The sequence below is a fragment of the Synechococcus sp. MVIR-18-1 genome (assembly GCF_014279835.1).
Lineage (GTDB): Bacteria > Cyanobacteriota > Cyanobacteriia > PCC-6307 > Cyanobiaceae > Synechococcus_C.
In genome coordinates this window covers 844,572-869,527 of record NZ_CP047942.1, presented here as the reverse complement: position 1 = coordinate 869,527, position 24,956 = coordinate 844,572, and the positions used below count along the sequence as shown (strand labels likewise).

Here is a 24,956-nt window from a genome sequence, read left to right as displayed (position 1 = left end):
TACGTCAGGGTTTGCTGCGTCTTCAAAACGGCACGAGAAAACGCCCTTAAAGTTGCGCATCCGCGCAGTGCTACCAAGGCCATGGAAACCGATCCGATCAATCCGTCGCCCTCTGACTCCAGCCCCTCGATGGAGATCAACAGCACCGATCCGATCGCATCAGGTTCGCCAGCCTCAGAGCCTGCAGCACCAGAACCTTCTGTCGAAGAGTCATCAGCAGCCGATCCCGCTGCGGCAGAGCCGTCAGCAGTTCAAGCCGAGACCCAGCCACCAGAACCCGTCAGTCCTACGGCCCCGATCACTCCAGATCCTGTGATCGCTCAGAAACCCGAGATTGTTCAAGAACCTGCTACCGCATCCGCTCCAACGCCCGCAGCATCGGAAGCGATCGCTGAGCGCATCCAAGTGGCAGCCACAGCCAGCAGCGACGACACCTCCAGCGCTGGCGGGGAGTGGGATCTGCTGAGCTCCAAAGTGCGTCAGTGGTGGGATGACAACAACCTCGTTGAGCTCTGGCAACGGTCCCGCCGGCCCCTATTTCTGCTTGTGGGCCTGATTGGCTTAACCCTGCTGATCAGGATTTACAGCGGAATCCTGGCGGCGATTGGCAGCATCCCTCTCGCTCCAAGATTGTTTGAACTGGTAGGCCTTGGTTGGGTGATCTGGTTCTCAACCACAAGGCTGATTCGCAGCGAGGAGCGAAAAGCATTGCTCGCAAACGTGGGCGGCATTTGGGCCGCCTTCAGGGGCTCCGTTCGTCCCTGATCACGGCCACGCAGCGCATGACCGGTTGGTAGTTTGTACTGATCTTTAATACGACTCGCGGTGGACATTCAGCTCGGACGCTCCAAAGTTGTTCGCCGGGCCTATGGCATCGATGAGATCGCCCTGGTGCCGGGGGGTCGCACGGTTGATCCGGAAGTCACCAACACCAGCTGGTCCCTCGGGGGAATCGAACGTGAAATCCCGATCATTGCCAGTGCGATGGACGGAGTGGTGGACGTGGACATGGCAGTGCGGCTCTCCCAGCTCGGAGCGCTTGGCGTCTTAAATCTTGAAGGCATTCAGACCCGCTACGAGGACCCCACCGAGGCTTTAGATCGCATCACATCCGTCGGCAAGGACGACTTTGTGCCGTTGATGCAAGAGATCTACAGCAAACCGGTTCAAGAAAGCCTGATTCGCAAGCGCATTGAAGCGATCAAATCCCAGGGCGGCATTGCAGCGGTGAGCGGCACCCCCGTCGCAGCATTGCGCTTTGGCAAAGCGATTGCAGAGGCTGGAGCCGATTTGTTTTTTGTGCAAGCCACCGTGGTCTCCACAAACCACATCGGCCCTGAAGGACAAGAGACTCTCAATTTGGAAACGCTTTGCCGCGAGATGGGTGTGCCCGTGGTGATCGGCAACTGCGTGACCTATGAGGTTGCCCTACAACTGATGCGCGCCGGTGCTGCAGGCGTGATGGTGGGGATTGGTCCTGGTGCTGCCTGCACATCCCGTGGCGTCTTAGGCGTCGGCATTCCCCAAGCAACAGCGGTTGCCGATTGCGCCGCTGCCCGTGCTGACTACGAAAAAGAAAGCGGTCGCTACGTCCCGATCGTGGCTGATGGCGGAATCGTCACCGGTGGTGACATCTGCAAGTGCATCGCTTGCGGTGCTGATGCCGTCATGATCGGATCCCCCATTGCCCGCTCAGAAGAAGCGCCAGGCCGTGGATTCCACTGGGGAATGGCCACCCCAAGCCCAGTACTACCGCGGGGCACGCGCATCAACGTTGGCAGCACCGGCAGCCTCGAACGCATCCTGCGAGGACCAGCCAAACTCGACGATGGAACCCACAACTTGCTCGGTTGCCTCAAGACCTCGATGGGAACCCTCGGGGCTCGCACCATCAAGGAGATGCAGCAGGTTGAAGTGGTGGTTGCGCCATCACTGCTGACTGAAGGGAAGGTGTATCAGAAAGCCCAGCAGTTGGGGATGGGCAAATAAGCCTTAATCTCAGGGGGTGCGGGCTTCGGCCCACACACTCCTCACACCCCCCGGCCCGACGCGTTCGGGCTTTCTGTCTTCGCCCAATTGTGTTCGACTCTGAACGCGAAACCGTCACAGTTCTGTAGACCCCACAAAGAATCCGAGAATTCTTCTGAAGTGGTTGCTAAATTGCCTCGATAACGACGACAAACGGAATGTCCAGCGCTACCGCTGTAACCGACGCATCCTTTGAACAGGATGTCCTTCAAAGTGACGTTCCTGTCTTAGTTGACTTCTGGGCTCCCTGGTGTGGTCCCTGCCGCATGGTTGCTCCGATTGTTGATGAGATTTCCAAGGAATTCGAAGGCAAGATCAAAGTCTTCAAGCTCAACACCGACGAAAACCCCAACGTCGCCAGCCAGTACGGGATCCGCAGCATCCCCACATTGATGGTGTTCAAGGGCGGCCAGAAAGTTGACACCGTTGTCGGTGCCGTTCCAAAAGCCACCCTCTCCGGCACGATTTCGAAGCATCTCTGAACTCCTTACTGGTCTTCGTCATTTGCTTTGCCACTGATCCCCATGTCTCGTTCAGTTCAGACCATTGGACTGATCGATTACGGCATGGGGAATCTTTTTTCTGTTCAAACCTGTTTTAAGCGCTTGGGGAGCTCCCTCAAGGCTGTGCAACATCCAGAAGATCTAGAAGGCTGCCAGGCCTTGATTCTTCCTGGCGTCGGCGCCTTTGACCCAGCGATGGACCGATTGGAAGCCACAGGGCTGATCCCTGAGTTGGTCGCTTGGAACAAAGCCGATCGTCCACTCCTAGGGATTTGCCTTGGGTTGCAGCTGTTGTTTGAGTCCAGCGAAGAAGGCCAACGCCAGGGACTCGGCTTGCTCCCTGGACGGGTGAAAGCGCTTCCGAAGGGCCAGGGAGAGCGCATCCCCCACATGGGCTGGGGCAGGCTGCAGATCGATCGGCCTTCCCCCCTACTGCCTGATCCTTCCAGCACGGAGTGGATGTATTTCGTGCATTCATTCGCCGCTGAGCCTCACGACGCTCAGGATCGAGCGGCAAGCGTTGCATTCGGCTCAGGCCATGCCACAGCAGCGGTTTGGCGCAATCGGCTAGGAGCCTGTCAATTTCACCCTGAAAAATCCGCCGCTACCGGCCAGCGTTTGCTCTCGCGATGGCTGGAATGGCTACACCAGGGCTCTCCCTTGGTGCCGTGAGCGGCCTGTTACGCCTCAGTGGTGGGCGTCGCCTACGCAGTCCTATTGGGACCTCCACAAGGCCCACCACAGCCCGTGTTCGCGAAGCGGTCATGAACATGCTCGCCTCAGAGCTTCAGGATGCCTCCTGGCTCGACCTTTGCAGCGGAAGCGGTGTGATGGGATGCGAAGCCATTGAACGCGGTGTGAGCAGGGTGTGGGCCGTGGAAAAGGATCCGAAAACAGCCTCCATCTGTCGAGACAATCTCATGCTGATCGCTGGAGGCCGTTCTCCCTCTCCAACGATTGAGGTGATCCGCCGAGATCTGGTGAGCTGGCTCCAAACAGGCCGTCCAAGCTCCCTGCCCGCCTTTGATGTGGTCTATTTCGATCCTCCCTATGGATCTGAGCTTTATGCGCCCACCTTGCTTGCATTGCTCGAGGGCAACTGGATCAGCAGCGAGGGATTATTAATTTGTGAACATGCCCGCCATAAAAAATTGACCACACCAGCGCCCTGGACGGTGGTGGATCAAAGGCGGTATGGAACGAGCGCTCTCTTGCTGCTCAGCCCCCCAGAGCACTGCCCCGGCGGTACTGATTCCATGCAGCAACAAACAACCCCATCAGGGTGATTGGGATCAAACCCAAAACAATGCCGCAAAGAAGGGGTTCGATCATGTCGTCGCGCCCAATGAAAAGATTGAGCACAATTGTTCCATGGCCTGGTCTCTTCTGTGACGGCACCGTCATCAACTGCTGCAGCAATCCCAGAGCGGAGTCGGGGGCTGATCGCCGGCCTCACGGTGTTCGCGGCGATGGCTTGCATCGTCTTGTTGGTGTGGATGCTGGGCAACACACGCCAGGATCCCTACTCCAAAGCAACCCTGGCTTTGGAGGGATCCGAGCAGCACGGAGGACAGATCTTCCGCATCAATTGCGCCGGCTGCCATGGCATCGCAGGCCAGGGCCTGGTTGGGCCCAGCCTGAAAGGGGTGAGTGATCGACGCAAAGACATGCAGATCATTCACCAGATCGTGAGTGGTGAAACACCGCCGATGCCCCGCTTTGAAATCGAGCCTCAAAACATGGCTGATCTGCTCGCCTATCTCAAAACACTGTCTTGACCTTGGCCGTGGTGCTGGTCGAGCCAGCGGGACCTCTCAACGTCGGCAGCGTGGCCCGATTGTGTGCCAATTACAACATTCAAGACCTCAGGCTCGTATCACCTAGGTGTGATCCAGGTGATCCAGAGGCCGTGCGCATGGCCGTCCACGGCGATGCCGTGCTCCAACGCGCCACCATTTTTCCCTCGTTGCTCGATGCTGTCGCCGATTGTCAACAGGTGGTGGCCAGTTGCGGGCGCATCGATCACGGCGAGATCCCCCTGCAATCACCGGAAGAGATCGTTCCCTGGATTCAAACGGGTAGGGCGCAAGGCCTGCGTTCTGCCCTGGTGTTTGGACGGGAAGATCGAGGGCTCTCCAATGAAGAACTCTTGATCAGCCATCGGGTGTTCAAGTTGCACACCGGAGACACCTACCCGTCTCTCAACCTCTCCCATGCCGTCGCTGTGGTGCTACATGAGCTGGAGCGAGAACGGCGCTTGCAGGCCCAACCTGATGCGCCAGTGAGCGAGATCCCGGCCAGTGCTCCAGAGCTGGATGGCTGCCTGCGCGATGCGGAAGAGCTGCTGCTCGAGGTGGGCTTTCTGCTGGAGCACACAGCAAGGGCGCGAATGGCCAAGGTGAAAGGGCTTGTGCAACGAGCGCTGATCCGCAGCGATGAAGTGGCTCTGTTGCGCGGCATGGTGCGTCAATTGCGTTGGGCAGCGAGGCGCAACCGCTCGTAACCTCAGGCTCTCCTGCACCCCACCCCTTGGGCTCGAGTCGTTCCAGTCAACAGTCCCCTGGTTGGGGTCGTCCCCTGAGGTTGCTGGTGCGCCTGGTCCTGATGGGTGTGGGCCTTGGCGTGATCACAGGCTCGGCCCTGAAGCTTGCAGGTCCTGCTGTCCAGCGCGGAGAGCTCAACCTTCCCAGCTGGCTCACGCCAAAGATCACACCAGCCGATAAAGACGAACAACTAGATCCAGCGGCCGCTGTGATCAATCCACCGAGCAGCACCGACACGCTTGGGCGCTTTGAAACCAAACAAGAGCTCAGCGCGTTGAGCCAACGCTGGAAGGCACTAGCAGCTCAGGATCCAGACCTCGAGGTGAGTGCCTTCATGCTGGCGCTCGATGATGGCCGCTACGCCCAGCTCAATCCAGACACGGCATTGCCGGCCGCGAGCGCCATCAAAACACCGATCTTGCTGGTTGCCCTCGAGGAAATCGATGCCGGCAGGTTGAGCTGGAATGAACCGCTCACCCTCAGCAAAACGGTGGTGGGAGGTGGCGCTGGCTGGATGGCCAGCAAACCGCTGGGGACTCGTTTCCCCACCTATGAAGTGGCCACAGAAATGATTCGCGTCAGCGACAACACCGCGACGAATCTGCTGATTGAACGGGTGGGCGGTCAAGTGGATCTCAACGCCCGCTTCAACAGCCTGGGGCTCAGCGCCACCAAGGTGAACAACTGGCTTCCGGATTTAAAGGGCACCAACACCACCAGCGCCCGTGATCTCGCCAGAGCGATCGCCCTTGTCGATACCGGAGAAGCGCTCTCGATTCGCGGCCGCGATTTATTCCGAGAAGTGATGGGAACGTCCGTCACCAACCGCTTGCTCCCTGGTGGATTGCTCAAAGGTCTGGGTGGCTCCCAAGGCAAACCCGATGACAGCCTGATGATCAAGGGCTATCGCGTGTTCAACAAAACCGGTGACATCGGCATCGCTTACGCCGATGCCGGGCTGATCGAACTTCCCGATGGTCGCCGTGCCGTCGCGGCCTTTGTTGTGAAAGGTCCCTTCAATGATCCCCGCTCCACGGAGCTGATCCGCAACATGGCTGCCGCCATGGCACCGGTGCTCAAACCCAAGCCAGCGCCTCCACGTCAACGCTGATTCCTGTTTTCACCATGCGTCATTCCTCGCTGCTGGCCCTCGCGGCTTTCTGCCTCATCACCATCCCTGGCCTGCCATCAGGTGCGGACAGCCAGGCGGAAGGTCCGTTTCTACGCGAGCAGCAGCTGCGTCCACTTCCCGGCCGATTGGATGAACTACTGCTGCTCAATGACAACAACCCCGAGCTGATCACTGGTGAAGGGGTGCTGCTCTCCACCTTTCCGGCCAACCAAGGGCTCAATGTTGCCTTGGACGGACGGTTTGATCTGTTCAGCCATCACGTGTACGCCGGCAAACCAGAGAAGCTGGCCTCCACCCTCTGGTTGGCCGTGCTTGCCCAACCACTAGGAACAGAACCGGTCACGCTCAATGTGATCAGCGGCAGCACCTCGCTGTCCCAGGGCACCAAGCCAGGGCAAACAGCAGCTCCTTTCCTCCCTCTGCCCTCCCTGATGGCGGAAACCACCACGCCTATCGCCTCTGGACCAGGAAGCCGGGTCGCTGGCGATTTGCTCCGTGGGGAGCAGGCTCCTGAGCTTCCCAAGCAAATCAAGATTGACCCTGGGCATGCCAGTGCGTTGCTGGTGCTTCCCATTCCTGTGGCAGGCCTCGACCCCTTGCTCAATGGCCGAAACCTGCAGCTGCGGCTGAACAGCTCCGCACCGGTGTATGTCGCCACGGTGGCGGCCTACGGCAACAACGACACGCCACCCAGCGATCAACGCTGGAGAACCCTGCTCAGCGCCGGAACGCGCAGCCCAAAAGAACATCAGCCCACGCCACGAGGCAGCAAGGGTCGGATGATCTATTCACGGGTGAGTGGCGTTCAAATCGGCAGCACCTGGACCGGAAGCTTGCATGATCCAGGCTCCAAAACCCTGAACATCAACGCAGCGCCGATCTCGTGGCCGATCAGCAGCCTGGAGAGAGGTGACCTGGGTACCGCTCAAGTGCAAACCGCTGAACTCAAAACATTTGACAAGGGAACGGCCTGGGCCGCGCACGGCAATTACGGCGTGGAATACGACCTCACCCTTCCGCTACACAACTCCGAGAACAGGAAACGGACGGTGGCGATCGCCCTGGAATCTCCCGACAAACGCGGCAGCAGCAACGGAAAATTGCAGTTCAAACCTGGAAACAGCGGACCGGTCATGTTTCGCGGCCCCATTGAGGTGACAGGCCTAGATGGAGCCAACGGGCGGGCGATGGGACGGCGGCGCTTCCACCTCGTGTTGCGACGTGGGCAGGAAGGACCAGAATTAGGGACGGTTTCCCTGGCCCCAGGTGAGAGCCGACGGGTGCGCGTGCGACTGGTCTATCCCGCCGATGCCACACCACCGCAGGTGCTCACCGTGCTGCCTGTGAAACAATCCAATTCATCAACCGACGTTCACCCGTGAGTTCACCGCGCAAGCGCAGAGTCTTTCCCTTCACCGCCGTCATCGGCCAGCAAGAGATGAAGTTGGCGCTGCTGCTCAACGTGATCGACCCGCGCATTGGCGGCGTGATGATCATGGGAGACCGCGGCACGGGCAAATCCACAACGATCCGGGCACTGGCAGACCTGTTGCCCGGCATTGAGGTGGTTGCTGGCGATTCATACAACAGCTCACCCACCGATCCCGACCTGCAAAGCAGTGACGTGAGGCAGCGCTTAGAACAAGGCGAAACCCTTGGCACGGAACAACGCCAAGTGCCGATGGTGGACCTTCCCCTGGGAGCCACAGAAGATCGCCTCTGCGGCACGATCGACATCGAGAAAGCCTTGAGTGAAGGCGTTCGCGCCTTTGAACCGGGTTTGCTCGCCAAAGCAAACCGCGGCCTGCTCTACGTCGACGAAGTCAACCTGCTCGATGATCACCTGGTGGACGTTCTGCTCGACTCCGCTGCCTCCGGCTGGAACACGGTGGAACGTGAGGGTGTCTCCGTGCGTCACCCCGCGCGCTTCGTGTTGATTGGGTCGGGCAACCCAGAAGAGGGAGAGCTGCGCCCCCAGCTGCTCGATCGCTTTGGGATGAGCGTGGAGGTGCGCACCGTTCGCGATCCGCAGTTAAGAGTGCAAGTCGTGGACCAGCGCACGGCCTTCGATAGTGACCCCGATGCCTTCAGCATCAGCGTGACGGCCGGCCAAGACGCCCTACAGGCCAGGGTGGTGGAAGCGCAGCAACGCCTTGAGCAGGTCACGATTGACGATGATTTGCGCCTGAGCATTTCATCGGTCTGCGGAGAATTGGACGTGGATGGATTGCGTGGCGACATCGTGACCAACCGGGCAGCCCGTGCCCTTGCAGCCTTTGAAGGGCGAACAGAGGTCAGCGAAGACGATGTTGCCCGCGTGGTGTCTTGCTGTCTGCGTCATCGGTTGCGGAAAGATCCCCTAGAACAAATCGACTCCGGTGACCGGGTTGTGAAGGTGTTCTGCAAGGTGTTTGAGCGCAATGAATCGGACGACCGCTCTGAATTCGAACTGGCCTTGGCCAGCTAATTCCCGTTGCGGATCCTTGGCATTGATCCAGGCCTAGCTCGGGTCGGCTACGGCGTGATCGACGTTGAGCCACGCAAGGGGAGCCAGGAAGGCTCGCAACGGATGGTCGACTGCGGAATCATTCGCACCGATCCAGGCCGAAGCGAGGGAGAGCGAATGGTGGAAATTGCGCGTGATCTGCGCCAAATCATTCGCATCCATCAACCAGAACTGGCCAGCGTGGAGAAGTTTTTCTTCTACCGCTCCAGCAACACCATCGCCGTGGTGCAGGCCCGCGGGGTGTTGATCATGACGCTCACACGCTTTGGGCTGCCGATTGTGGAATTCCCGCCGATGCAAATTAAGCAGGCATTAACGGGTCATGGCCATGCCGACAAAGACGAAGTTCTTGAAGCCGTGATGCGTGAACTCAATCTCGACACACCCCCACGACCTGATGATGCTGCCGATGCTCTAGCCGTTGCGCTGACCGCATGGTTTCAGCAATAGACAGCAAAAAACCGAGAAGTAAAAGATTGCCTAGAAAAGAGGTCAATAAAAAAGAGACATGATGCCAATCAGGTATCTAAAAACAGCTCGAAAAGACAATGCTGACTTGCAAAATTGAGACCCGCCAAGGAAGACAAACAACGACTCCTCATCGACCCAAAGATCAAGATGTAACCACTAAAGAACTAGAAACGAGAAGAAGTACAGGATTACAAAAAGAAAATCCGCAGATACAATTCGATCATCACGCTTTTTACAAACATGAAACACAATGCATCACAAGAAATAACAATCGAACTGACCAATTGTTTTATTAAGCTCTTCTATAGCAAAAGCTAAACGTAATTCAATTGAAAAAGAATGAGGCTAACAAGCTAATAGAGGACAAATCAACAGCGTCATGGCGACACTGTGAATAGATTTGTTCAACAAATCCACTGATCAACAGTAAGGACTGAAGAAATGAGAGCAACGTTGAGCAGGAGAAGCAGGCCCGCGACCGAAAGAGTAATCATTGTCACATTTTGACAAATACAAAAGCCTCACTGCGAGGCGAAATCTGTAGTGAAACCAAAAATCTTGGCAGTGATAGCGAGTCCATATCAATGCAGGCCAAGGCCCTCAAGGACTCCAGCCTTACAGGATCAGCATTGATGGAACGCTCAGCATGAGCTTGGATGGTCATAAGCAGCACACCGATGGCATTGCAAAATGGGACCTGACACACAAATCGGACCTGTTGTTCTCGTGGCAGCCACGGTTGTGATCATCTTCATGGCGATGGCAGCCTCCAGCACTGGAAGCTTCGAGTGCGTCGGCGCCTGCGGATAGGAAAAAGAGCGTTTGCGCTGATGCCAGAGAAACGGCAACACAGGTTGTCTTTTTAATCAGTAACCAAGAAGAAAAGCTGCTATCAATGGGGGATTGAATGCCCTGCTTCTATGAACGAGAAGATGGAACAAAGCCTGAACTGGCTTGGGCTTACCGCTGACGAACAAGCAAAGATTTACCGGAAGGTTCCAGAATCTGCAAAAGAATTTGGCGAGTTCTATCGACTCGCTGGAGAAATTTATTATGCAGGTAATGACAGCAGCTGGTTTATCACAATCCCCAATGAGTATCGAAACCTCTACCCCGATAGATTTGCATACCAAGAAGGGAGGGCAGAAGAACCAGCATTTATCCACACACAAGTGATTGAATGCCTAACAGGCGAATTCAACGAAAATGCTGTTTTAAAAGATTATATTGGCGTCAAAAGAGAACACATAGGAGAATTCTCAATTTGCTAATTAAAAAAGCAGGATTCAGATAACTGGGAACGAGAAAACAGAAGCATCAGAGAGGGTTTTTTTAATCGATTCCAAATAAGACACATAATCCTTCATTAAGGATTCTCTTATCCAGATCGCATAGATCGTATAGCCATTTTGATCAACAGCCTTCACCCTGACACCATCAATTTGTTGACGAACCCAAGAGCCAGAGTTATTGCTTGGCTTGATAAAAGCATCAAGCTCCTCCTTCAAAATAAAGTCGATAATGAGGTTCTTTTCCACACACAGTCGTACAAATTCAACCACATCTTCTACTGATGCCAGTCGATGAAGAGTGGTAATAGCATTGGATTGGATTAAGTCCATCGTCAATGGCAGAGGCTAAAAAGCCCAAAGCTGATGCTGAGAGCTTTTTATTGTCATAATCATAGTCACTAATCGCATTTAAATCAATACAGCATGAATAAGAAAAAGAAAGTGAGCCGTAAAGGACAGCATGATCTTTGAGCAATCATGGGGCGTTGGCACAAAGCATGGATTAAGGAATGGTCTCCTATCAAGCTATCAATCAATGAAAAGAGCGAGGAGTGCAATCACAAGCCAGCAGGATGAGCAGAGGATATTCAACTAGCTATGATATTCAAAGATGTCTGGCGCAGTCAACGAGAATGTCACTTCCTCCTAAGCAAAGCTCTAAACAATCCTTAGCTTCTTTTGACGATTTTATTCAACACTCAAATTATTCACTACTAAACACCCTTAATCCTGATCCTGAATCAACAAAAGATGGGCAAGATCATCGGCCTCGTCAGGTCCGCTCTGGTCATTTTGTTCCTGTTACTCCAAAGCCCCTGGCACAACCCACCTATGTAAGCCATAGCGAAACATTATTCTGCGAACTTGGCTTGGATCAAGATCTGGCCTTCAACGAAGAGTTTAAGAAACTATTCTCGGGTGATCTTTCTGAAACGCGAGAGCCAATGCGACCTTTTGGCTGGGCCACAGGGTATGCATTATCTATTTATGGAACTGAATATAATCAACAATGTCCATTTGGAAATGGCAATGGCTACGGGGATGGTCGCGCTATTTCTGTCTTCGAAGGAATCCTTAATGGTCAGCGTTGGGAGATGCAATTAAAAGGCGGTGGCCCCACTCCTTACTGCCGGGGGGCTGACGGGCGTGCCGTTCTGCGCTCAAGCGTAAGAGAGTTTCTCGCACAGGACTTGATGCATGCCCTCGGGGTACCGACGTCACGTTCTTTGACACTCTATGTTTCACAAACAGAGACAGTTAGGCGGCCTTGGTATTCAGAAAACTCCAACTCTTCTGATCCCGATATTTTAGTGGAGGATCCGGTTGCCATTTCAACCCGTGTAGCACCCTCCTTTTTACGCGTTGGTCAATTGGAATTATTCGCACGACGTGCTCGAAACAGTGACCATCCAGACGTATTAAAAGAGTTACGCATGATTGTGCTGCATTTAATCGATCGAGAATACAAATCTGAAATCGATCAAACTCTAGATTTTTCTACTCAATTAATACAGTTAGCAGAGCTCTACCAAGATCGACTCACGAATTTAGTTGCCAATTGGTTACGTATTGGTTATTGCCAAGGCAATTTCAATAGTGATAATTGCGCAGCTGGTGGCTTCACCCTCGACTATGGACCGTTTGGATTTTGTGAGGTCTTTGATCCGCGTTTCCAGCCTTGGATTGGGGGTGGCGAACACTTCTCCTTTTTTAACCAGCCTGTCGCAGCAGAAGCCAATTTTTATATGTTTTGGAAGTCCATCAGGCTACTTGTCATAGATAATGCGGCAGTTTTAGAGCAATTAGACAAGATCTGTGGTGGGTTTAAACAAACAATCAATACCACTATTGAACAGATGTGGGCAGACAAGCTTGGTCTTACCCACTACAACGAAGCTCTGGTCAATACGTTATTTCAGCTCATGATCGAAACCAAAGTTGATTTCACAATTTTCTTTCGTGAGCTTTGCAAGATGCCAAAGCATTGGTCTGATTTAAAAACAAGCTTTTATACATCGATCCCTACAGACCTGGAACATCAATGGCAAGCCTGGCTTCAGAGCTGGAACGAACGCATCGGAGACAGTGAGGATCGGACCGGGATCGCGGAAAAGATGAAGCGCGTTAATCCGAAATACACCTGGCGCGAGTGGCTCATTGCTCCTGCTTATCAACAAGCGAAGCAAGGCGACTATGCACTCATCAAAGAGCTACAGGAAGTCTTTAGCCATCCCTACGACGAGCAATCACAAGCCATCGAAGAAAAATACTACCGGCTAAAACCTGATCAGTACCTCAATGCTGGAGGAATTTCTCATTACAGCTGCTCATCATAAATTTAGTGCAGCTCATCGATTGCAAGTTGCTCTTTCCGTCCATGAGGTTGCATGCAATCGCTTTCTCAACCGCCTCAGCCATCGACTGAACAACATGAACCCACCTGATCAACAAGGAATAGCGACAGAAGCAACAATCGAATCCATCCAACAAGCGCTCAATGATCTTCTCCATCAGCTTGCTCCCGCTTTGAGCAAGAAAAGCGAGGCCATGGCCTCAGATCCCATGAGCAGAATTGAGTACTGCATGACGCTGGTTAAGTCGGAAGCCTCATTAGCGGCCTCTTTGATCGCAGATTGTGCGCCCCAAGGGCGCCCAATGTTGGCACAGGCCCAGCAAACACTTAAGAGCCTAGAAAGCTTGCAAAGACTGGGTAAAACAGCCCTCAAAGCTTGATTCGCGGCACATCCAAACAACCTGCTTTGTTTGAAAACTGATCACTGAGGCTCAGTGGGATACAGCTTCCACTCCGCATCATCTGGAACGGAAGGAGGCGACAGCAAATCAGCAGGCTCCGAGAACACCACCCTCCACTCCGGCACCCTGCACGGCACATAGTCGTGATGCTCAATCCTCACGCCTCCAATCACGGAAGGAGCTCCGTACCAGCCCCCCTTCCAACTTCCCTCCGTCTTCAACGGGTCGCCCTTGAACCAAACCCAGCAACGGGCGTTGGGTTGGGTTGTGGATTTTGGTGCGGGCATTCACTCACCAGCAGAACTCAGGTTCTAATCAAATCTTGAGAAAGAAACCATCGATAAAGACTCCAACAACTCTCTCGGCCGAATATTTGCTTCATGGCATTGAGGAGAGCTCTCAGCAACAGGGCGTTGTCCATGCGCGTCAAAGAATCACGGATCGTTTTCCCCCAAGAGCAAACTCAACGCTGATCCCAAGCCTCGCTGCGTTGCTGCCAAGACTCTGAGGTGAGAAACCCCTGCAAAGACAGGGCTTGATATCAAACTAAAGATGGATTGAGGGGCTGGATCACTCGTGAGCGGTCAAGGGTCGCCTTTCGACGCGAAACCGGCCTACACCAACAACTTGATCATCTGCTCACCCTCCAGCACGACGTGATTTGCGATTTGTATCACATCGAGGTCAGTAAAAAGCTGGTCATTTCCTCAACATGCGTCAAAACCCTGCACAAGCTTGATGGCAGCCGATGAGATCAAGTCGCTCAGACGGCTCGCTCAGCTGATAACGACTGAAACAGCTCGCAATTGGAAGTGCTGAGATCTTGAAATCCACTCACTGAATAAAAATCGTTAACGGTGGATTCCTCTGTCTGCTGTCGTGCAGCGTTAGAGCTGAGACGCACTATCTCATCAAGCTTTTGTGGTAGAGCATCAAGCGACAGCACAAACCTCAGCGCATCAATATTGACTTCAAAAAAGGCAGAGGCTGACTTAGTGCTGCACTGTCTTTACCGTTGCGATACGCAAGCAATAAGCAATGGATTCGCGAGGCCTGCTTAATCCAATAGCTTGAACTGGCCTGGTGAGCTGCATTCTGAGGCTGGATTGATCTCAGGAGATCAAGCTGCTGCAGGGCCCGTTGGTATTAACAGCCGCTCACCTGAGCACAACCGAGGCAGCCACCAAGTTGACAACCTTCTTAGTAGTCAATACAAGCCCAAACCATTCGACGAGCTTGTTTATCCCCTTGATCTTCGGCACAAGGAACGACCACATCAGCTCCTCAGCATATGGATGTAAGACACGCTGCTGGATCAGACCGCAAATGAGCCAGGCAGCAAAATCAAGATCTCCATCTGACTCTTCTCTAGGGATAGAGCATTATCACCAAACTCTCAAAAGCCCTGCAGCATCTTGTAAAAGTGAGTCAGAGCATCCCTGTTGCTGAAGAATTACTGAATCGGAATCGTTTTCTGACAGAGAAAGAGGCAAGAGGGAAAGCAACTGATATGGGCAAATAGTTGACTAGTAGGCATGGAGTTTGTTAGTAATAGTGAAACGCAAGTTTCAAATGCTCACCGGTTCCGACCTGCTCACCAAGGTAAAAGACCTTGGAGATGTATCCAAGACTGATCTCGCCACAGCATGTGGCTACGTCTCTAAAAAGAAAGACGGCAGTGACCGGGTCAATTTCACCGCCTTTTATGAAGCTCTCCTCAATGCCAAAGGCATTGACCTCGGCGGCGGAAACGCTGGCGTTGGTAAAGGCGGACGCAAGCTTTCCTACGTTGCAACAGTTCAGGGCAACGGCAATCTGCTGATCGGCAAGGCTTACACCGCCATGCTCGATCTCCAAGTTGGTGACGAATTCACCATCAAGCTTGGCAAAAAAGCGATTCGCTTGATTCCTGTGGGTGGTGAGGAAGAAGGCGACGAGTGAGTCCTTCTCCTATCGATTGAGTTAAGCCCCGCCACCAGCGGGGTTTTTTATTGCCCAGCACTGAAGAGATCAGCCGAGTAGAACGTCAAGATGACGTAACGGTGCAATGACCAGGGTCGAAGAAACTGCGATCAACCTCACCGTGCAGTGGCTTCAAAACAATGGATACGAGAGCGCCGATGACTATTTGCAGAACGGCGGAAATCTTGTGCAGCTCGCAGAAGATCTCTATCACAAGGAAACACAGGGGGATCTGCAATGTGTATGGGGTGATCGAAAACGACGCGATGGATTTGCTGGTTCGCTGTATCTCGCCGCAGAATCGATCTAAAAGCTCCTTACATCTGTAAGCGGGCAAGCGCGCGGAATCGATTAGTCAACGGCCTATGAACCAAAGGAGCACAGACTCAAATCGGTGCTCATCATGAAGAAATTATGGAAGGGATCGCTCAGGCTGATATTTGGCATCGGTCGATCGAGAGAAGGGCTTAACGCTCACAAATTGGTGCTGAGCATCAGCGCGCAAACCAACCTGGCTGCAATCAATTGCTGTAACAGCTTGGAATGAGTGTGTTCACAGCACTTCAAAACGTGTGATTGGAATGAGAGGCCTGTCTAAACTTTTCAGATCGTTTTCACTGGGTCTTGATCAGCACCCTGGGAATTGAGTCTCACTTCAAGCAGGTTTCGTGACACTCAATCGACGCTCTTTTTTGTTTCGTAGTGGCCTAAACGCGTTTGGTCTCGCGGCTGCGATGCAGTTGATCAAGCCGGCTAAGGCCGAAGCAGCGGTTCTAGCGCAGAAGGAATCAGCCCAATCCTGCCGGCCAGACGATTCACTCACGGCCCTGATCGATGGAAATGCGCGGTTTGCAGCAGCTTGGCAAGCGAAGAACAAGGCCACGAGTTTGAACGAACGTGCCCAAGTGATGTCCAACCTTTGGTTAGACAATTGCTTCCTTCCTTCAAGCGTTCTGGAAGAGTCTCAATCCCCTTGGGCTTCCATCATCAGCTGCGCCGACTCCAGAGTTGCTCCGGAATGGATTTTTGATGCTGCTGCTGGTGATTTGTTTGTTGTGCGTAGCGCAGGAAACACTCCTTTTGACGAGGGAATTGCCTCTCTCGAGTTTGGCGTTGCAGTCTTAAAAACGCCCTTGATCTTGGTTTTGGGCCACAGCAATTGTGGCGCTGTTCAAGCCGCTCGAGCGAATAAAACACTCACGCCACTATTCGATCAGCTCATCAAACCGATTCGAGCCAACTTGGTCCCAGGAGACACCTTGACGAACGCCATCAAGAACAATGCCAGTGCAACGGCTCAACAACTCACGACACGCAGCGACGTTTTAGCCAAGGCAGTTCAATCGGGAGAGCTTCAAATCGTGGCCGGGTATTTCGATATTGCCTCCGGCAAGGTCTCCATCGTCTGAGTTGAAGACGCTAGGAGCATGGATCTTACCCCTCAAGACCTCAGTGCTGCACTGCCTTTACGGGAAAGAAGCAAGGCCGATGGATAAGAAAAAAGTCATTGATTAACGAGTACATAGCTCTTTGCTGAGTCCTTTCAATCGATCTTCACAAGGGCTTGGTGAACAGAGACCAGGGCCATCATTTGGTGACCTGGTTTACCTTCGATCGACATACCAAACCACCCAGAAGGAAATCAAGAATGGACTTGAAAGCTGCGCTGATTATTGAGCCCAATGCACTGAGCATTGAAACCGATAAGTAAAGGCACCAACACCAATTTCTTTGCAGGTGGTATCCACAACTGTTGCGCCTTTGGGAACGCTGCGCATCGCTTGAGCCGTTGCCATCTGTTCATTTACACCCTGGGCGGTCGACGTGCCCTTCTCAGCTGCAGCCATAGGCAAGGCCAGCAACAGAGACGCACAAAAGAAAACGGCTCTCATCAATCAAAGCAGCGTGTTACTCACGTTTTAGACAAGGAGAAGACGCAACAGGAACGATCACCATGCAGTGCAACGATCAAGTCTTCAAGGCCACCGTTCTTCAGCGCTTTCTTTCAACCTCCCAGGTCTGAAGATGCTTGTTTGCATAAGCATTGAGCTGCTTCAGCCAAGTTTTGAGCTTGTCCATCAGTTCTCATTTTTTGATAAAGCGAAGTTACTTCAGACATCACCCTTTCGAACCCAGACCATGGTCAGACCCAGATCGCTCTCACAAACTGCTTAAAAGTGGCTTCAAAGTGGTTGCTACAAAAAAGGCCCTGAGGTCTGAATACCGCCGCATACGCCATGGGCTGATGCCAAAGCTGAATGCCTCACTGGTAAAAAGCGTGCTTGCCCATCTGAACGCCCAGGGGCCTCCTCACCACCATGGGGCCATCGGAATCACCTGGCCCCTTCCGGGGGAACCCGATTTACGCCTGTTGGCCGAACTGCAGCCTGCACCCCTTGCCCTGCCTGCAACGGCAGCGGATTACAGCGTGACTTATCACGCTTGGCGAAATGCCCCATCGCCAAGAGAGCTTCGCGGCGATGCCTTTTCTATTCCCGCCCCCCTCACATCACCAGCGTTAAAACCCACTGAACTGGCCCTCTTACTACTTCCAGCCCTTGCCGTCGATCGAAACGGCATGCGCCTGGGCTACGGAGGCGGTTGCTATGACCGCTTGCTCAGTCAACCTGGGTGGTCAACGCTGCCGACGTTTGCCGTCTTACCTGAGGCGTGCGTCCATCCCACCTTGCTGCCGACAGAACCCTGGGATCAGCCCTTGGATGGATGGATCACCGAACAAGGCTGCAGCTTGCGTAGGGCTAGCCATTAGAGCGAATGTTCTGCAAGATGAAATCCTTCTAAGCCCGCTGCCATGACCGTGTTTTCACGCCGCCTGCTGGTCACCTGCACTGCTTTAGGTCTGGGAGTCATGGCAGGCCAGCAGGCGCAGGCCCATGGAATCGAAAGCTCACTGCGCTATCTCGATGGCCAATTAGAGCTCAGTAGCAGCTTCTCCACAGGTGAGCCAGTTGAAGGTGCCGCTGTGCGACTGCTTAATGCCGATGGAACACCTGGAGAAGAACTCGGTGAGATCGGAGCGAATGGACAACTGGTCTTAATACTTCCAGGCCTGGTTGAAGGCGTCTTGGATTTGCAAGTGGATGGTGGCCCCGGACATCGCGACTATTTGGAATTACCGATTCGACAGGGCAGCGTCTTGCTGGACGAGGTGGTGCAAACCCAAAACCAATCCACCGCGCTGCCGGCTTTCGCCTGGCTGGGGGCACCTGCCCTGCTCGGACTTACAGGCCTGATGGTTAAGGTGCGCCAACCCAGCCTGAATCGCTGAAACCGTCCATGGCAGACCCCTGCTGCTCCTCGAGCCAATACGGAAGCGAGGAGCTAGACCGCCTGGCAGATCGGCTTAGCGGCACGCCAGACCCACGCAAGCGTTACGAGTACGTGCTCTGGCTGGCGAAAAAGCTCCCCGTGATGCCCGCAGAGCTCCAAACCGAAGACCGCAAGGTTCAAGGTTGCGTGTCTCAAGTGTTTATTCATGCCGCTCTCCAGGACAACCACGTGTGCTGGCAAGGAGAGTCCGATGCCTTGATCACCAAAGGGCTGCTTGCCTTACTGATCAAAGGAATGAGTGATCTCACTCCAGATCAAGTTCTCGCCGTCAATCCCGACTTCATTGCCGCTACTGGCTTGCAATCAAGCCTGACCCCCTCAAGAGCCAACGGCTTTTTGAACATTTTGCGAGCGATGCAATCCCAGGCTCATGCCCTAACAAACACCGATGACGCTATGGATTCATAGAGTCTGCTGATCAGCGACACAAACGGAACCTGTTCAATGTCCACCCGGATCGGAATTGGCCTTCTCGGTCTCGGCACTGTGGGTGCCGGAGTGGCAAGCATTCTCCAGACGCCAGAAGGGAGACACCCTCTGATTGCTGATCTGGATCTCGTCCGTGTAGCGGTAAGAGATCGAAACCGCACGCGGCCCATTGCTCTAGACGAAAGCATCCTCACCACATCCCCTGAAGCCGTCGTCGACGACCCAGCCGTGGACGTTGTGGTGGAAGTGATGGGAGGCATCGAGCCAGCTCGCACCCTGATCATGCGTGCGATTGCTGCTGGCAAGTCGGTTGTGACCGCTAACAAGTCGGTCATCGCCAGGCATGGCGAAGAGATTGCCGCCGCCGCAGCGGCCGCAGGTGTTTACGTGCTGATTGAAGCCGCCGTTGGCGGCGGGATTCCGATCATTGAGCCGCTCAAGCAATCGCTCGGCAGCAACCGCATTCAACGCGTGAGCGGAATTATCAATGGCACCACCAATTACATCCTGAGTCGGATGGCTGAGGAGGGTGCTGATTACAACGCTGTCCTGCGCGACGCCCAGGATCTGGGTTATGCCGAAGCCGACCCAGCCGCAGATGTAGAGGGGCTCGATGCCGCCGACAAAATCGCCATCCTCTCCGGATTGGCCTTCGGGGGGCCCATTGATCGCAACGGCATCTATACGGCAGGGATCAGCACGCTGCAAAGCAGAGACGTGGATTACGCCACCCAGTTGGGCTACGGCGTGAAGCTGCTTGCCGTGGCCGAAAGCATGGAACCCGACCCCAGCCATCCCACATCGCTGCCTCTGGCGGTGAGCGTTCAACCCACCCTGGTCCCCAATGACCACCCCCTCGCCGGGGTGAATGGGGTGAACAACGCGATTTTGGTTGAAGGTGATCCGATCGGAAGGGTGATGTTTTACGGACCTGGCGCTGGCTCAGGACCGACCGCTTCGGCCGTGGTGGCCGACATCCTCAACATTGCTGGCATTCGCCAACTCAAACCAGCAGACGGAAACCTCGACCCCCTGCTTGCAGCCTCCAGCTGGCGCGCTTGCCACCTGGCCAACAAGGAGCAAACAAGCCAGCGAAACTATGTGCGTTTCAAAACAGAAAATGCGCCAGGCGTGATCGGCCGCATCGGCAGCTGCTTCGGCGATCACAACGTCTCTATTCAATCCATCGTTCAGCTCGAAGCCAGTGATGCGGGAGCTGAAATCGTTGTGATCACGCACGTTGTTGGCAATGGGCAAATGAGTGCGGCGCTCAAAGCCATTCATGCCATTGAGGGGGTTCTAAGCCTGGATGCCCATCTCGGCTGTCTTTGAGCAGGTTCAGATCACCAACGCACCCCTGGCGGTGGAGCCCCGAGATAAGGCAAAGTTGTAAGAACTATCACAGAGCAAATCTGCGTTTGCAGATCTGTGCTCTCAACCGTTCATGTCGAACGAACTGACACTCACCTTGGGATCACACTGCGATCAGCAGAGTGCTCGGTCTGTCATGACGCTTCATCAAGGTGACTGCATCAAGCTCCGCTCTGGAGAAGGTCCATTTCAAGTGATCGGCATCGATGACGACCATGACCGGTGTTGGATTCGCCAATGGCCTCTCGATCCCCACGGTTGCCCCGTGTTTGAAGTCGCTCTTGAACAGATCTCAACCCTTACAGAAGAGTTCGAATAATTACGGCAGAGCCTTAAGGGTTTGAATGGCGGTTGATCTCAAGAATCGCTGCGTGACTGATCGCCGTCGCTCCCGCCTTCAGGCCAGCGTGTTGATCGGCTTCGTCCTTGCCTTCAGCCAAAGCGCCTGCCAGCCCAAACGCCAAAGCGAGCGTCTGACGGTGGCTAGCGCCGGGCGCATCTCCTCCCTTGATCCAGCACTGGCGAGCACGACAGGGGTCTTGCAAGTTTTGAGCGCTCTCGGCGACACGCTTTACATCCGAGGCACCAAAGGAAAGCTTCAGCCCCAATTGGCTGCATCCAAACCTCAGTTCAGTGATGACGGTCTCAGCCTGACCATCCCTCTACGCCGCGATGTGCTGTTCCACGACGGCACTCGCTTTGACGCAAAAGCGATGGCCTTCAGCTTGAAGCGCTTCCTTCGCATCGGCTCCCAGCGCTATTTACTGAACGATCGCATTGCAGCGATCGATGCACCCAGCCCCTTTGAACTGCGCCTGCGGCTCAAACAGCCCTCCAGCTCGATCGAAAGCCTGCTGACCTCCCCCTATCTCACCCCCGTCTCCCCAAAGGCCTACGCCGACCATGCCGATCGCTTCCTCAATGATCGATTTGTAGGAACGGGGCCCTACGTCCTCAATAGCTTTCGCAACACCCAACAACGTCTTCTGCCCTTCCGCAACTACTGGGGAGCAACACCAAAAAATGTTGGTCTCGACCTCATCAATCTCAGCAATTCCACAGCACTGTTTGGAGCCCTGATCAGCGGCGAGGTGGATGTATTGCTCTCCAACTCCATCGATGAAGATCAAAAACGAGCCCTAAGCGAACGGGCAGATAAGGCCCTGCTACTCGAAAGCAAAGGTCCGGCCATGAACATCACCTTTGTAACTCTGCGCACCAATAGTCCGCCGCTGCAACGTCAAACCGTGCGTCGGGCCCTCGCCCACAGCCTGGATCGCCGCTTGATCAGCGCCCGCGTGAGCTACACCCAAAGAGAGCCCTTACGGTCCCTCATCCCCCCCAGTTTGCGGGGAGGAAAAACAGAGCCCTGGCCCGCCTACAACCTCGCCACAGCCCGCCAGTTGTATCAAGAAGCCGGGTACTGCACAGGGCGTCGCTTGCAAGTCCCATTCACGTTTCGCACCAACGTCCCCTCCGATCGTTTGATGGCTCTCACCTGGCAAGCGCAGCTGAAACGCGATCTGCCCGATTGCGTCCAGATGACCCTCAACGGCGTGGAGTCCACCACGGTGTATAAACAGCTCAGCGAAGGATCGTTCGAAGCCGTGATTCTTGACTGGGGTGGCTCCTATCCAGATCCTGAGGCCTATCTCTCCCCCTTGCTCAGCTGCAAGCGCTCGGAAGGGACTATCTGCAAGGAGGGTGAGGCCGTGGATGGAGGCACCTTCTGGACCGAACCAGGGCTACAAGCAGCGTTAAGCCGTAGTGACAGCCTTCAGGGCAAGGCACGTCTACAAGAACTGAGAGCCGTGGATGCAATGGCAGCAGAAGGAGCTCCTTACCTCCCGGTCTGGGTTGTGGCTCCAAAAGCCTGGGGTCAGCTTCGATTAAACCCTCCGATCTTTAATGGCAACGGGCTCGTGGATCTGGCCCAACTGGGAGAGCGACGCTAATGGCACGAGGAAGGGAGCTTTTCCGCTATTGCGCAACCCGACTCGCCCTCGCGCCGCTCATGCTTTGGCTGATTGCCAGCCTGGTCTTTCTGCTCCTGCGTGTCGCGCCGGGAGACCCGGTGGATGCAGTACTCGGAAGCAGGGCCCCAGAAGCCGCTAAAGCCGCTCTGAGAAGCAGCCTGGGCCTCGATCAATCGCTCTGGAATCAATATTTTGATTTTCTCAGCAAGCTGGTTCATGGAGATTTAGGCAATGCACTGATTAATAACGAGTCGGTGCGTTCGATCATCAGCAAAACGCTCCCGGCAAGCCTGGAGCTTGGGATCACCGCCTTAATCATCGCGGCCGTTCTGGGCTTGGCCGTGGGGTTTAGCGGGATTGCCAGGCCCGAGGGGAAATTTGACTTCGCCGGCCGCTTCTACGGCATTGGCACCTACGCATTACCCCCATTTTGGGCGGCGATGCTCATCCAACTCGTGTTTGCGGTCATGCTCGGCTGGCTGCCCGTTGGCGGCAGATTCCCTCCCAGCTTGATCCCCCCAGAAGGCAGCGGTTTTCTGATCTTTGACAGCGTGATCAGCGGCAATTGGGCTGCCCTGCAAGGAAGCGTTCGGCACCTCGTGCTGCCGGCCTGCACCTTGGGGCTCCTTTTGAGCGGCGTGTTCACGAACGCCCTACGGCTCAATCTGAACCGCACCTTGAAATCGGATTATGTGGAATCGGCGAGGAGCCGTGGACTGAGCGAAGTCCAGGTCGTACTGCGCCACGCCTTGCCCAATGCTCTGCTGCCCGTGCTCACGATTGCAGGCATCACGGTGGCATCGCTCATCGGTGGGGCACTACTCATTGAAGTGACCTTCTCCTGGCCAGGCATTGCCATGAGCCTTTACGAAAGCATCAACCAACGCGATTACCCGGTTGTCCAAGGCATCGTTGTGGCCATCGCCGCCCTCGTCGTGATGGTGAGCGTGGCGGTCGATCTCTTGGTGGCCGTGCTCGATCCACGCATCCGTTATTGATGCACCAGGGCTGAGGCCGCTTCGCGATCGAGCCGATGAAGATGAAGCTCTCCCCGCTTCAAATGCAGCGTCTTGGCAGCGGTTCGCTGCTCACCATTGCTCTGTTCTTGATCCACTAAAAACTGCACCACTTCCTGCTCCAACAGCGCTTGCACCTGGAGCGGCTGCACACCCACGAGCTCTTCTCCCAGCTGAAAGAGATCCTCACCTCGTCCGCCTTGCCTCTGCCCCTCAACGCGTACGGGTGAGAAATGACTCGCCCCCTCCACAAGCACAACGCGGCTGGAAGGATCCGCAGGCATCGCCAATAACAATCCCAACTGTTCGCTGATCGGCGGCGTGATCAGATCGAGGGTGCCGCCAGTCAATAAGACAGGCACTTTGACGGTTTTCGAAAGAGAACCAGCAGGCCAGAGCAGGCTGCCAAAACTGTTGAAGCCAATCACAGCCGACAAACCCTTCGGTGCGACTTGCTTTGGCAACGCAACATCCACCAACTGACACTGCAACAGTCGTGACAAGTTGCTGAGCGGCAAATCACGCAAAACCGAAGTACAACGCCGCGCAAGACCTGGAGCAGGACTGGCACCGGTTGAAAGCAACGCACTGAAGGCACCCAGGGAGTGGCCAGCCAGGACCAAGCGTTGACCCGGCACCTGAAACACACCCTGATCGCGGGCCTTAAGCAGGGCATCAAGATCTTTCAGCCGAGCGGGAAGAACTTCCGCACCGGGAGGGGAGAGACGCCCTTCCAATAGCGCCTGGACCGCTTCGTCATCGCTGCCAGGGTGCTCTGGAACCAAGACGGCCCAACCGCGACGACTCAGGCCGCGGCCAAGCCAACGGAAATGATCTGGGCTGCCGCCTAATCCAGGCATCAGCACCATCCATTGCTCGCGCTTTGGCGCCCCCTCCACAGGCAACCAGAGCTGAAACCCCAATGGCTCCTCACGATGAGGAACCGCCAAGGACATCAAGCGCGGTTCCAACAACGCGTCGGCGTCCTGAGGAAAGACGGCAGCAGGCTCAGAAACTGTGGCCGTCACTGGAGAGCGATCCAGGCTGCGCACCAATTGTTGTTGGCGCTCCAGTTGCATCCGCCAACTGGATGCCAGTTCGAGCAAGAGATCGAGATCAAGACGAACACTCTCGGCAGGCAAAGCCTCAAGCAAATCCAAGCTAGAGACCTGCTGCTGTCGGGTTAGAAGGTCGTTGATCGTTTGACGCACAATCACCCCCTCCGTGTCGTCGTCCACCCGCACCAAATCAGCAATTTGATCCAACAATTGCCGGCCAGCCCAGCTGTTCAAGAGCTGGCGCGCCATGCTGCGATCCAGGATCACTGGAGCCTGAAGCAGCTCCAAAACGCCTGCTCGACTCTCGGGCGCCAACAACGAAAACCAAGTACTGAGTTCGGAGCGGTGACGTCCATCAGACCGCGCCCATTTCGCCAGATCACCAATAGAAAAGGGAATTACCGTGCCATCGATCTGCACTTCCAGCTGAGAAGCAGCCCACAACGGACGCGGTGAGACGCCAAAAAACAGCAGACTGCATACACAACCTGCAGCTAATCGCAGTCCTGTTGAGCGTCTTCGCAAGGCCAAGACCAGTCCACTGGTGGAACCAGTTTCCCGCAC

At 54.9% G+C, this 24,956-nt stretch carries 28 protein-coding genes and 1 pseudogene; 24 read left to right on the top strand and 5 right to left on the bottom strand.

What is annotated here, in order from left to right:
• The first annotated feature begins 81 nt into the window (after positions 1–81).
• The 5 genes and pseudogenes from SynMVIR181_RS04645 to rsmD all read left to right on the top strand — a co-directional run.
• Positions 82–765: a CAAD domain-containing protein gene (locus SynMVIR181_RS04645; RefSeq protein WP_186590147.1), complete on the top strand. Its 684-nt coding sequence runs from the start codon at positions 82–84 to the stop codon at positions 763–765.
• Between the two features lie 60 nt (positions 766–825).
• Positions 826–1,989, top strand: coding sequence for a GuaB3 family IMP dehydrogenase-related protein (locus tag SynMVIR181_RS04640; RefSeq protein ID WP_186524968.1), 1,164 nt, complete (start codon positions 826–828; stop codon positions 1,987–1,989).
• A gap of 197 nt (positions 1,990–2,186) precedes the next feature.
• Entirely contained in the window at positions 2,187–2,510 is a 324-nt protein-coding gene (gene trxA / locus SynMVIR181_RS04635; RefSeq protein ID WP_011618905.1) for a thioredoxin, read from the top strand.
• 42 nt (positions 2,511–2,552) lie between these two features.
• Entirely contained in the window at positions 2,553–3,203 is a 651-nt protein-coding gene (gene hisH / locus SynMVIR181_RS04630) for an imidazole glycerol phosphate synthase subunit HisH (protein WP_186590146.1), read from the top strand.
• Positions 3,161–3,739: pseudogene (gene rsmD / locus SynMVIR181_RS04625) on the top strand (16S rRNA (guanine(966)-N(2))-methyltransferase RsmD); the annotation flags it as partial. The gene hisH and the pseudogene rsmD, both read left to right, overlap by 43 nt.
• Before the next feature lie 10 nt (positions 3,740–3,749).
• Here rsmD and petG read toward each other — a convergent pair.
• Positions 3,750–3,863: a cytochrome b6-f complex subunit V gene (gene petG, locus SynMVIR181_RS13240; protein ID WP_071778027.1), complete on the bottom strand. Its 114-nt coding sequence runs from the start codon at positions 3,861–3,863 to the stop codon at positions 3,750–3,752.
• 56 nt (positions 3,864–3,919) lie between these two features.
• On the opposite strand from petG, the gene SynMVIR181_RS04620 reads away from it, so the two are divergent.
• The 7 genes from SynMVIR181_RS04620 (at position 3,920) to SynMVIR181_RS04590 (ending at position 10,454) form a co-directional block, all read left to right on the top strand.
• On the top strand, positions 3,920–4,309 hold the full coding sequence (locus SynMVIR181_RS04620) for a cytochrome c (protein WP_186590145.1): 390 nt from the start codon (positions 3,920–3,922) through the stop codon (positions 4,307–4,309).
• Between the two features lie 8 nt (positions 4,310–4,317).
• Complete coding sequence (locus SynMVIR181_RS04615; RefSeq protein ID WP_255444444.1) at positions 4,318–5,034, top strand: RNA methyltransferase; 717 nt, start codon at positions 4,318–4,320, stop codon at positions 5,032–5,034.
• 26 nt (positions 5,035–5,060) lie between these two features.
• The gene (locus tag SynMVIR181_RS04610) at positions 5,061–6,185 is read left to right on the top strand and encodes a serine hydrolase (protein WP_186590508.1); all 1,125 of its coding nucleotides are present in this window, start codon (positions 5,061–5,063) and stop codon (positions 6,183–6,185) included.
• Between the two features lie 14 nt (positions 6,186–6,199).
• Complete coding sequence (locus SynMVIR181_RS04605; protein WP_186590143.1) at positions 6,200–7,588, top strand: DUF3370 domain-containing protein; 1,389 nt, start codon at positions 6,200–6,202, stop codon at positions 7,586–7,588.
• A complete protein-coding gene (bchI, locus tag SynMVIR181_RS04600; RefSeq protein WP_186524962.1) occupies positions 7,585–8,673 on the top strand; it encodes a magnesium chelatase ATPase subunit I in 1,089 nt (362 codons plus the stop codon). Before SynMVIR181_RS04605 ends, bchI begins: the two co-directional genes overlap by 4 nt.
• A 6-nt stretch (positions 8,674–8,679) precedes the next feature.
• The gene (gene ruvC / locus SynMVIR181_RS04595) at positions 8,680–9,162 is read left to right on the top strand and encodes a crossover junction endodeoxyribonuclease RuvC (RefSeq protein WP_186590142.1); all 483 of its coding nucleotides are present in this window, start codon (positions 8,680–8,682) and stop codon (positions 9,160–9,162) included.
• 941 nt (positions 9,163–10,103) lie between these two features.
• Positions 10,104–10,454: a hypothetical protein gene (locus SynMVIR181_RS04590; RefSeq protein WP_186590141.1), complete on the top strand. Its 351-nt coding sequence runs from the start codon at positions 10,104–10,106 to the stop codon at positions 10,452–10,454.
• A gap of 15 nt (positions 10,455–10,469) precedes the next feature.
• On the opposite strand, the gene SynMVIR181_RS04585 is transcribed toward SynMVIR181_RS04590, so the two are convergent.
• Positions 10,470–10,805 (bottom strand): hypothetical protein, encoded by a 336-nt coding sequence (locus SynMVIR181_RS04585; protein ID WP_186590140.1) that lies wholly within the window; start codon positions 10,803–10,805, stop codon positions 10,470–10,472.
• A 302-nt stretch (positions 10,806–11,107) separates the two neighbouring features.
• Between SynMVIR181_RS04585 and SynMVIR181_RS04580 the strand changes: the two genes are divergently transcribed.
• Positions 11,108–12,811 carry a YdiU family protein gene (locus tag SynMVIR181_RS04580; RefSeq protein ID WP_186590139.1) on the top strand — a complete coding sequence of 568 codons (1,704 nt, stop codon included), beginning with the start codon at positions 11,108–11,110 and terminating at the stop codon, positions 12,809–12,811.
• Positions 12,812–12,905: 94 nt separating this feature from the next.
• Positions 12,906–13,208 carry a hypothetical protein gene (locus SynMVIR181_RS13235; protein WP_255444443.1) on the top strand — a complete coding sequence of 101 codons (303 nt, stop codon included), beginning with the start codon at positions 12,906–12,908 and terminating at the stop codon, positions 13,206–13,208.
• Positions 13,209–13,249: 41 nt separating this feature from the next.
• Here the strand turns inward: SynMVIR181_RS13235 and SynMVIR181_RS04570 are convergent, their stop codons facing one another.
• Positions 13,250–13,516 carry a hypothetical protein gene (locus tag SynMVIR181_RS04570; protein WP_186590138.1) on the bottom strand — a complete coding sequence of 89 codons (267 nt, stop codon included), beginning with the start codon at positions 13,514–13,516 and terminating at the stop codon, positions 13,250–13,252.
• Between the two features lie 1,285 nt (positions 13,517–14,801).
• Between SynMVIR181_RS04570 and SynMVIR181_RS04565 the strand changes: the two genes are divergently transcribed.
• The 3 genes from SynMVIR181_RS04565 (at position 14,802) to SynMVIR181_RS04555 (ending at position 16,600) form a co-directional block, all read left to right on the top strand.
• Positions 14,802–15,170 (top strand): AbrB family transcriptional regulator, encoded by a 369-nt coding sequence (locus SynMVIR181_RS04565; RefSeq protein ID WP_186524956.1) that lies wholly within the window; start codon positions 14,802–14,804, stop codon positions 15,168–15,170.
• A 106-nt stretch (positions 15,171–15,276) separates the two neighbouring features.
• On the top strand, positions 15,277–15,501 hold the full coding sequence (locus SynMVIR181_RS04560; RefSeq protein WP_186590137.1) for a hypothetical protein: 225 nt from the start codon (positions 15,277–15,279) through the stop codon (positions 15,499–15,501).
• 358 nt (positions 15,502–15,859) lie between these two features.
• Positions 15,860–16,600 (top strand): carbonic anhydrase, encoded by a 741-nt coding sequence (locus tag SynMVIR181_RS04555; RefSeq protein WP_186590136.1) that lies wholly within the window; start codon positions 15,860–15,862, stop codon positions 16,598–16,600.
• A gap of 261 nt (positions 16,601–16,861) precedes the next feature.
• Here the strand turns inward: SynMVIR181_RS04555 and SynMVIR181_RS04550 are convergent, their stop codons facing one another.
• Positions 16,862–17,083 carry a hypothetical protein gene (locus SynMVIR181_RS04550; protein WP_186590135.1) on the bottom strand — a complete coding sequence of 74 codons (222 nt, stop codon included), beginning with the start codon at positions 17,081–17,083 and terminating at the stop codon, positions 16,862–16,864.
• 296 nt (positions 17,084–17,379) lie between these two features.
• Here SynMVIR181_RS04550 and SynMVIR181_RS04545 point away from each other — a divergent pair, with 296 nt between their 5' ends.
• The 7 genes from SynMVIR181_RS04545 to SynMVIR181_RS04515 all read left to right on the top strand — a co-directional run bounded on the left by SynMVIR181_RS04545 (position 17,380) and on the right by SynMVIR181_RS04515 (position 23,316).
• A complete protein-coding gene (locus SynMVIR181_RS04545) occupies positions 17,380–17,961 on the top strand; it encodes a 5-formyltetrahydrofolate cyclo-ligase (RefSeq protein WP_255444442.1) in 582 nt (193 codons plus the stop codon).
• 42 nt (positions 17,962–18,003) lie between these two features.
• Entirely contained in the window at positions 18,004–18,480 is a 477-nt protein-coding gene (locus SynMVIR181_RS04540) for a hypothetical protein (RefSeq protein WP_186590133.1), read from the top strand.
• A gap of 8 nt (positions 18,481–18,488) precedes the next feature.
• The gene (locus SynMVIR181_RS04535) at positions 18,489–18,950 is read left to right on the top strand and encodes a SufE family protein (RefSeq protein WP_186590132.1); all 462 of its coding nucleotides are present in this window, start codon (positions 18,489–18,491) and stop codon (positions 18,948–18,950) included.
• Between the two features lie 36 nt (positions 18,951–18,986).
• A complete protein-coding gene (locus SynMVIR181_RS04530; protein ID WP_186590131.1) occupies positions 18,987–20,303 on the top strand; it encodes a homoserine dehydrogenase in 1,317 nt (438 codons plus the stop codon).
• Between the two features lie 112 nt (positions 20,304–20,415).
• A complete protein-coding gene (locus tag SynMVIR181_RS04525; protein WP_186524948.1) occupies positions 20,416–20,661 on the top strand; it encodes a hypothetical protein in 246 nt (81 codons plus the stop codon).
• Between the two features lie 25 nt (positions 20,662–20,686).
• Positions 20,687–22,297, top strand: coding sequence for an ABC transporter substrate-binding protein (locus SynMVIR181_RS04520; RefSeq protein WP_186590130.1), 1,611 nt, complete (start codon positions 20,687–20,689; stop codon positions 22,295–22,297).
• Positions 22,297–23,316: an ABC transporter permease gene (locus SynMVIR181_RS04515; protein WP_186524946.1), complete on the top strand. Its 1,020-nt coding sequence runs from the start codon at positions 22,297–22,299 to the stop codon at positions 23,314–23,316. The genes SynMVIR181_RS04520 and SynMVIR181_RS04515 overlap by 1 nt, the downstream gene beginning before the upstream one ends.
• On the opposite strand, the gene SynMVIR181_RS04510 is transcribed toward SynMVIR181_RS04515, so the two are convergent.
• On the bottom strand, positions 23,310–24,956 hold the full coding sequence (locus SynMVIR181_RS04510; protein ID WP_186590129.1) for an alpha/beta hydrolase: 1,647 nt from the start codon (positions 24,954–24,956) through the stop codon (positions 23,310–23,312). The genes SynMVIR181_RS04515 and SynMVIR181_RS04510 overlap by 7 nt on opposite strands.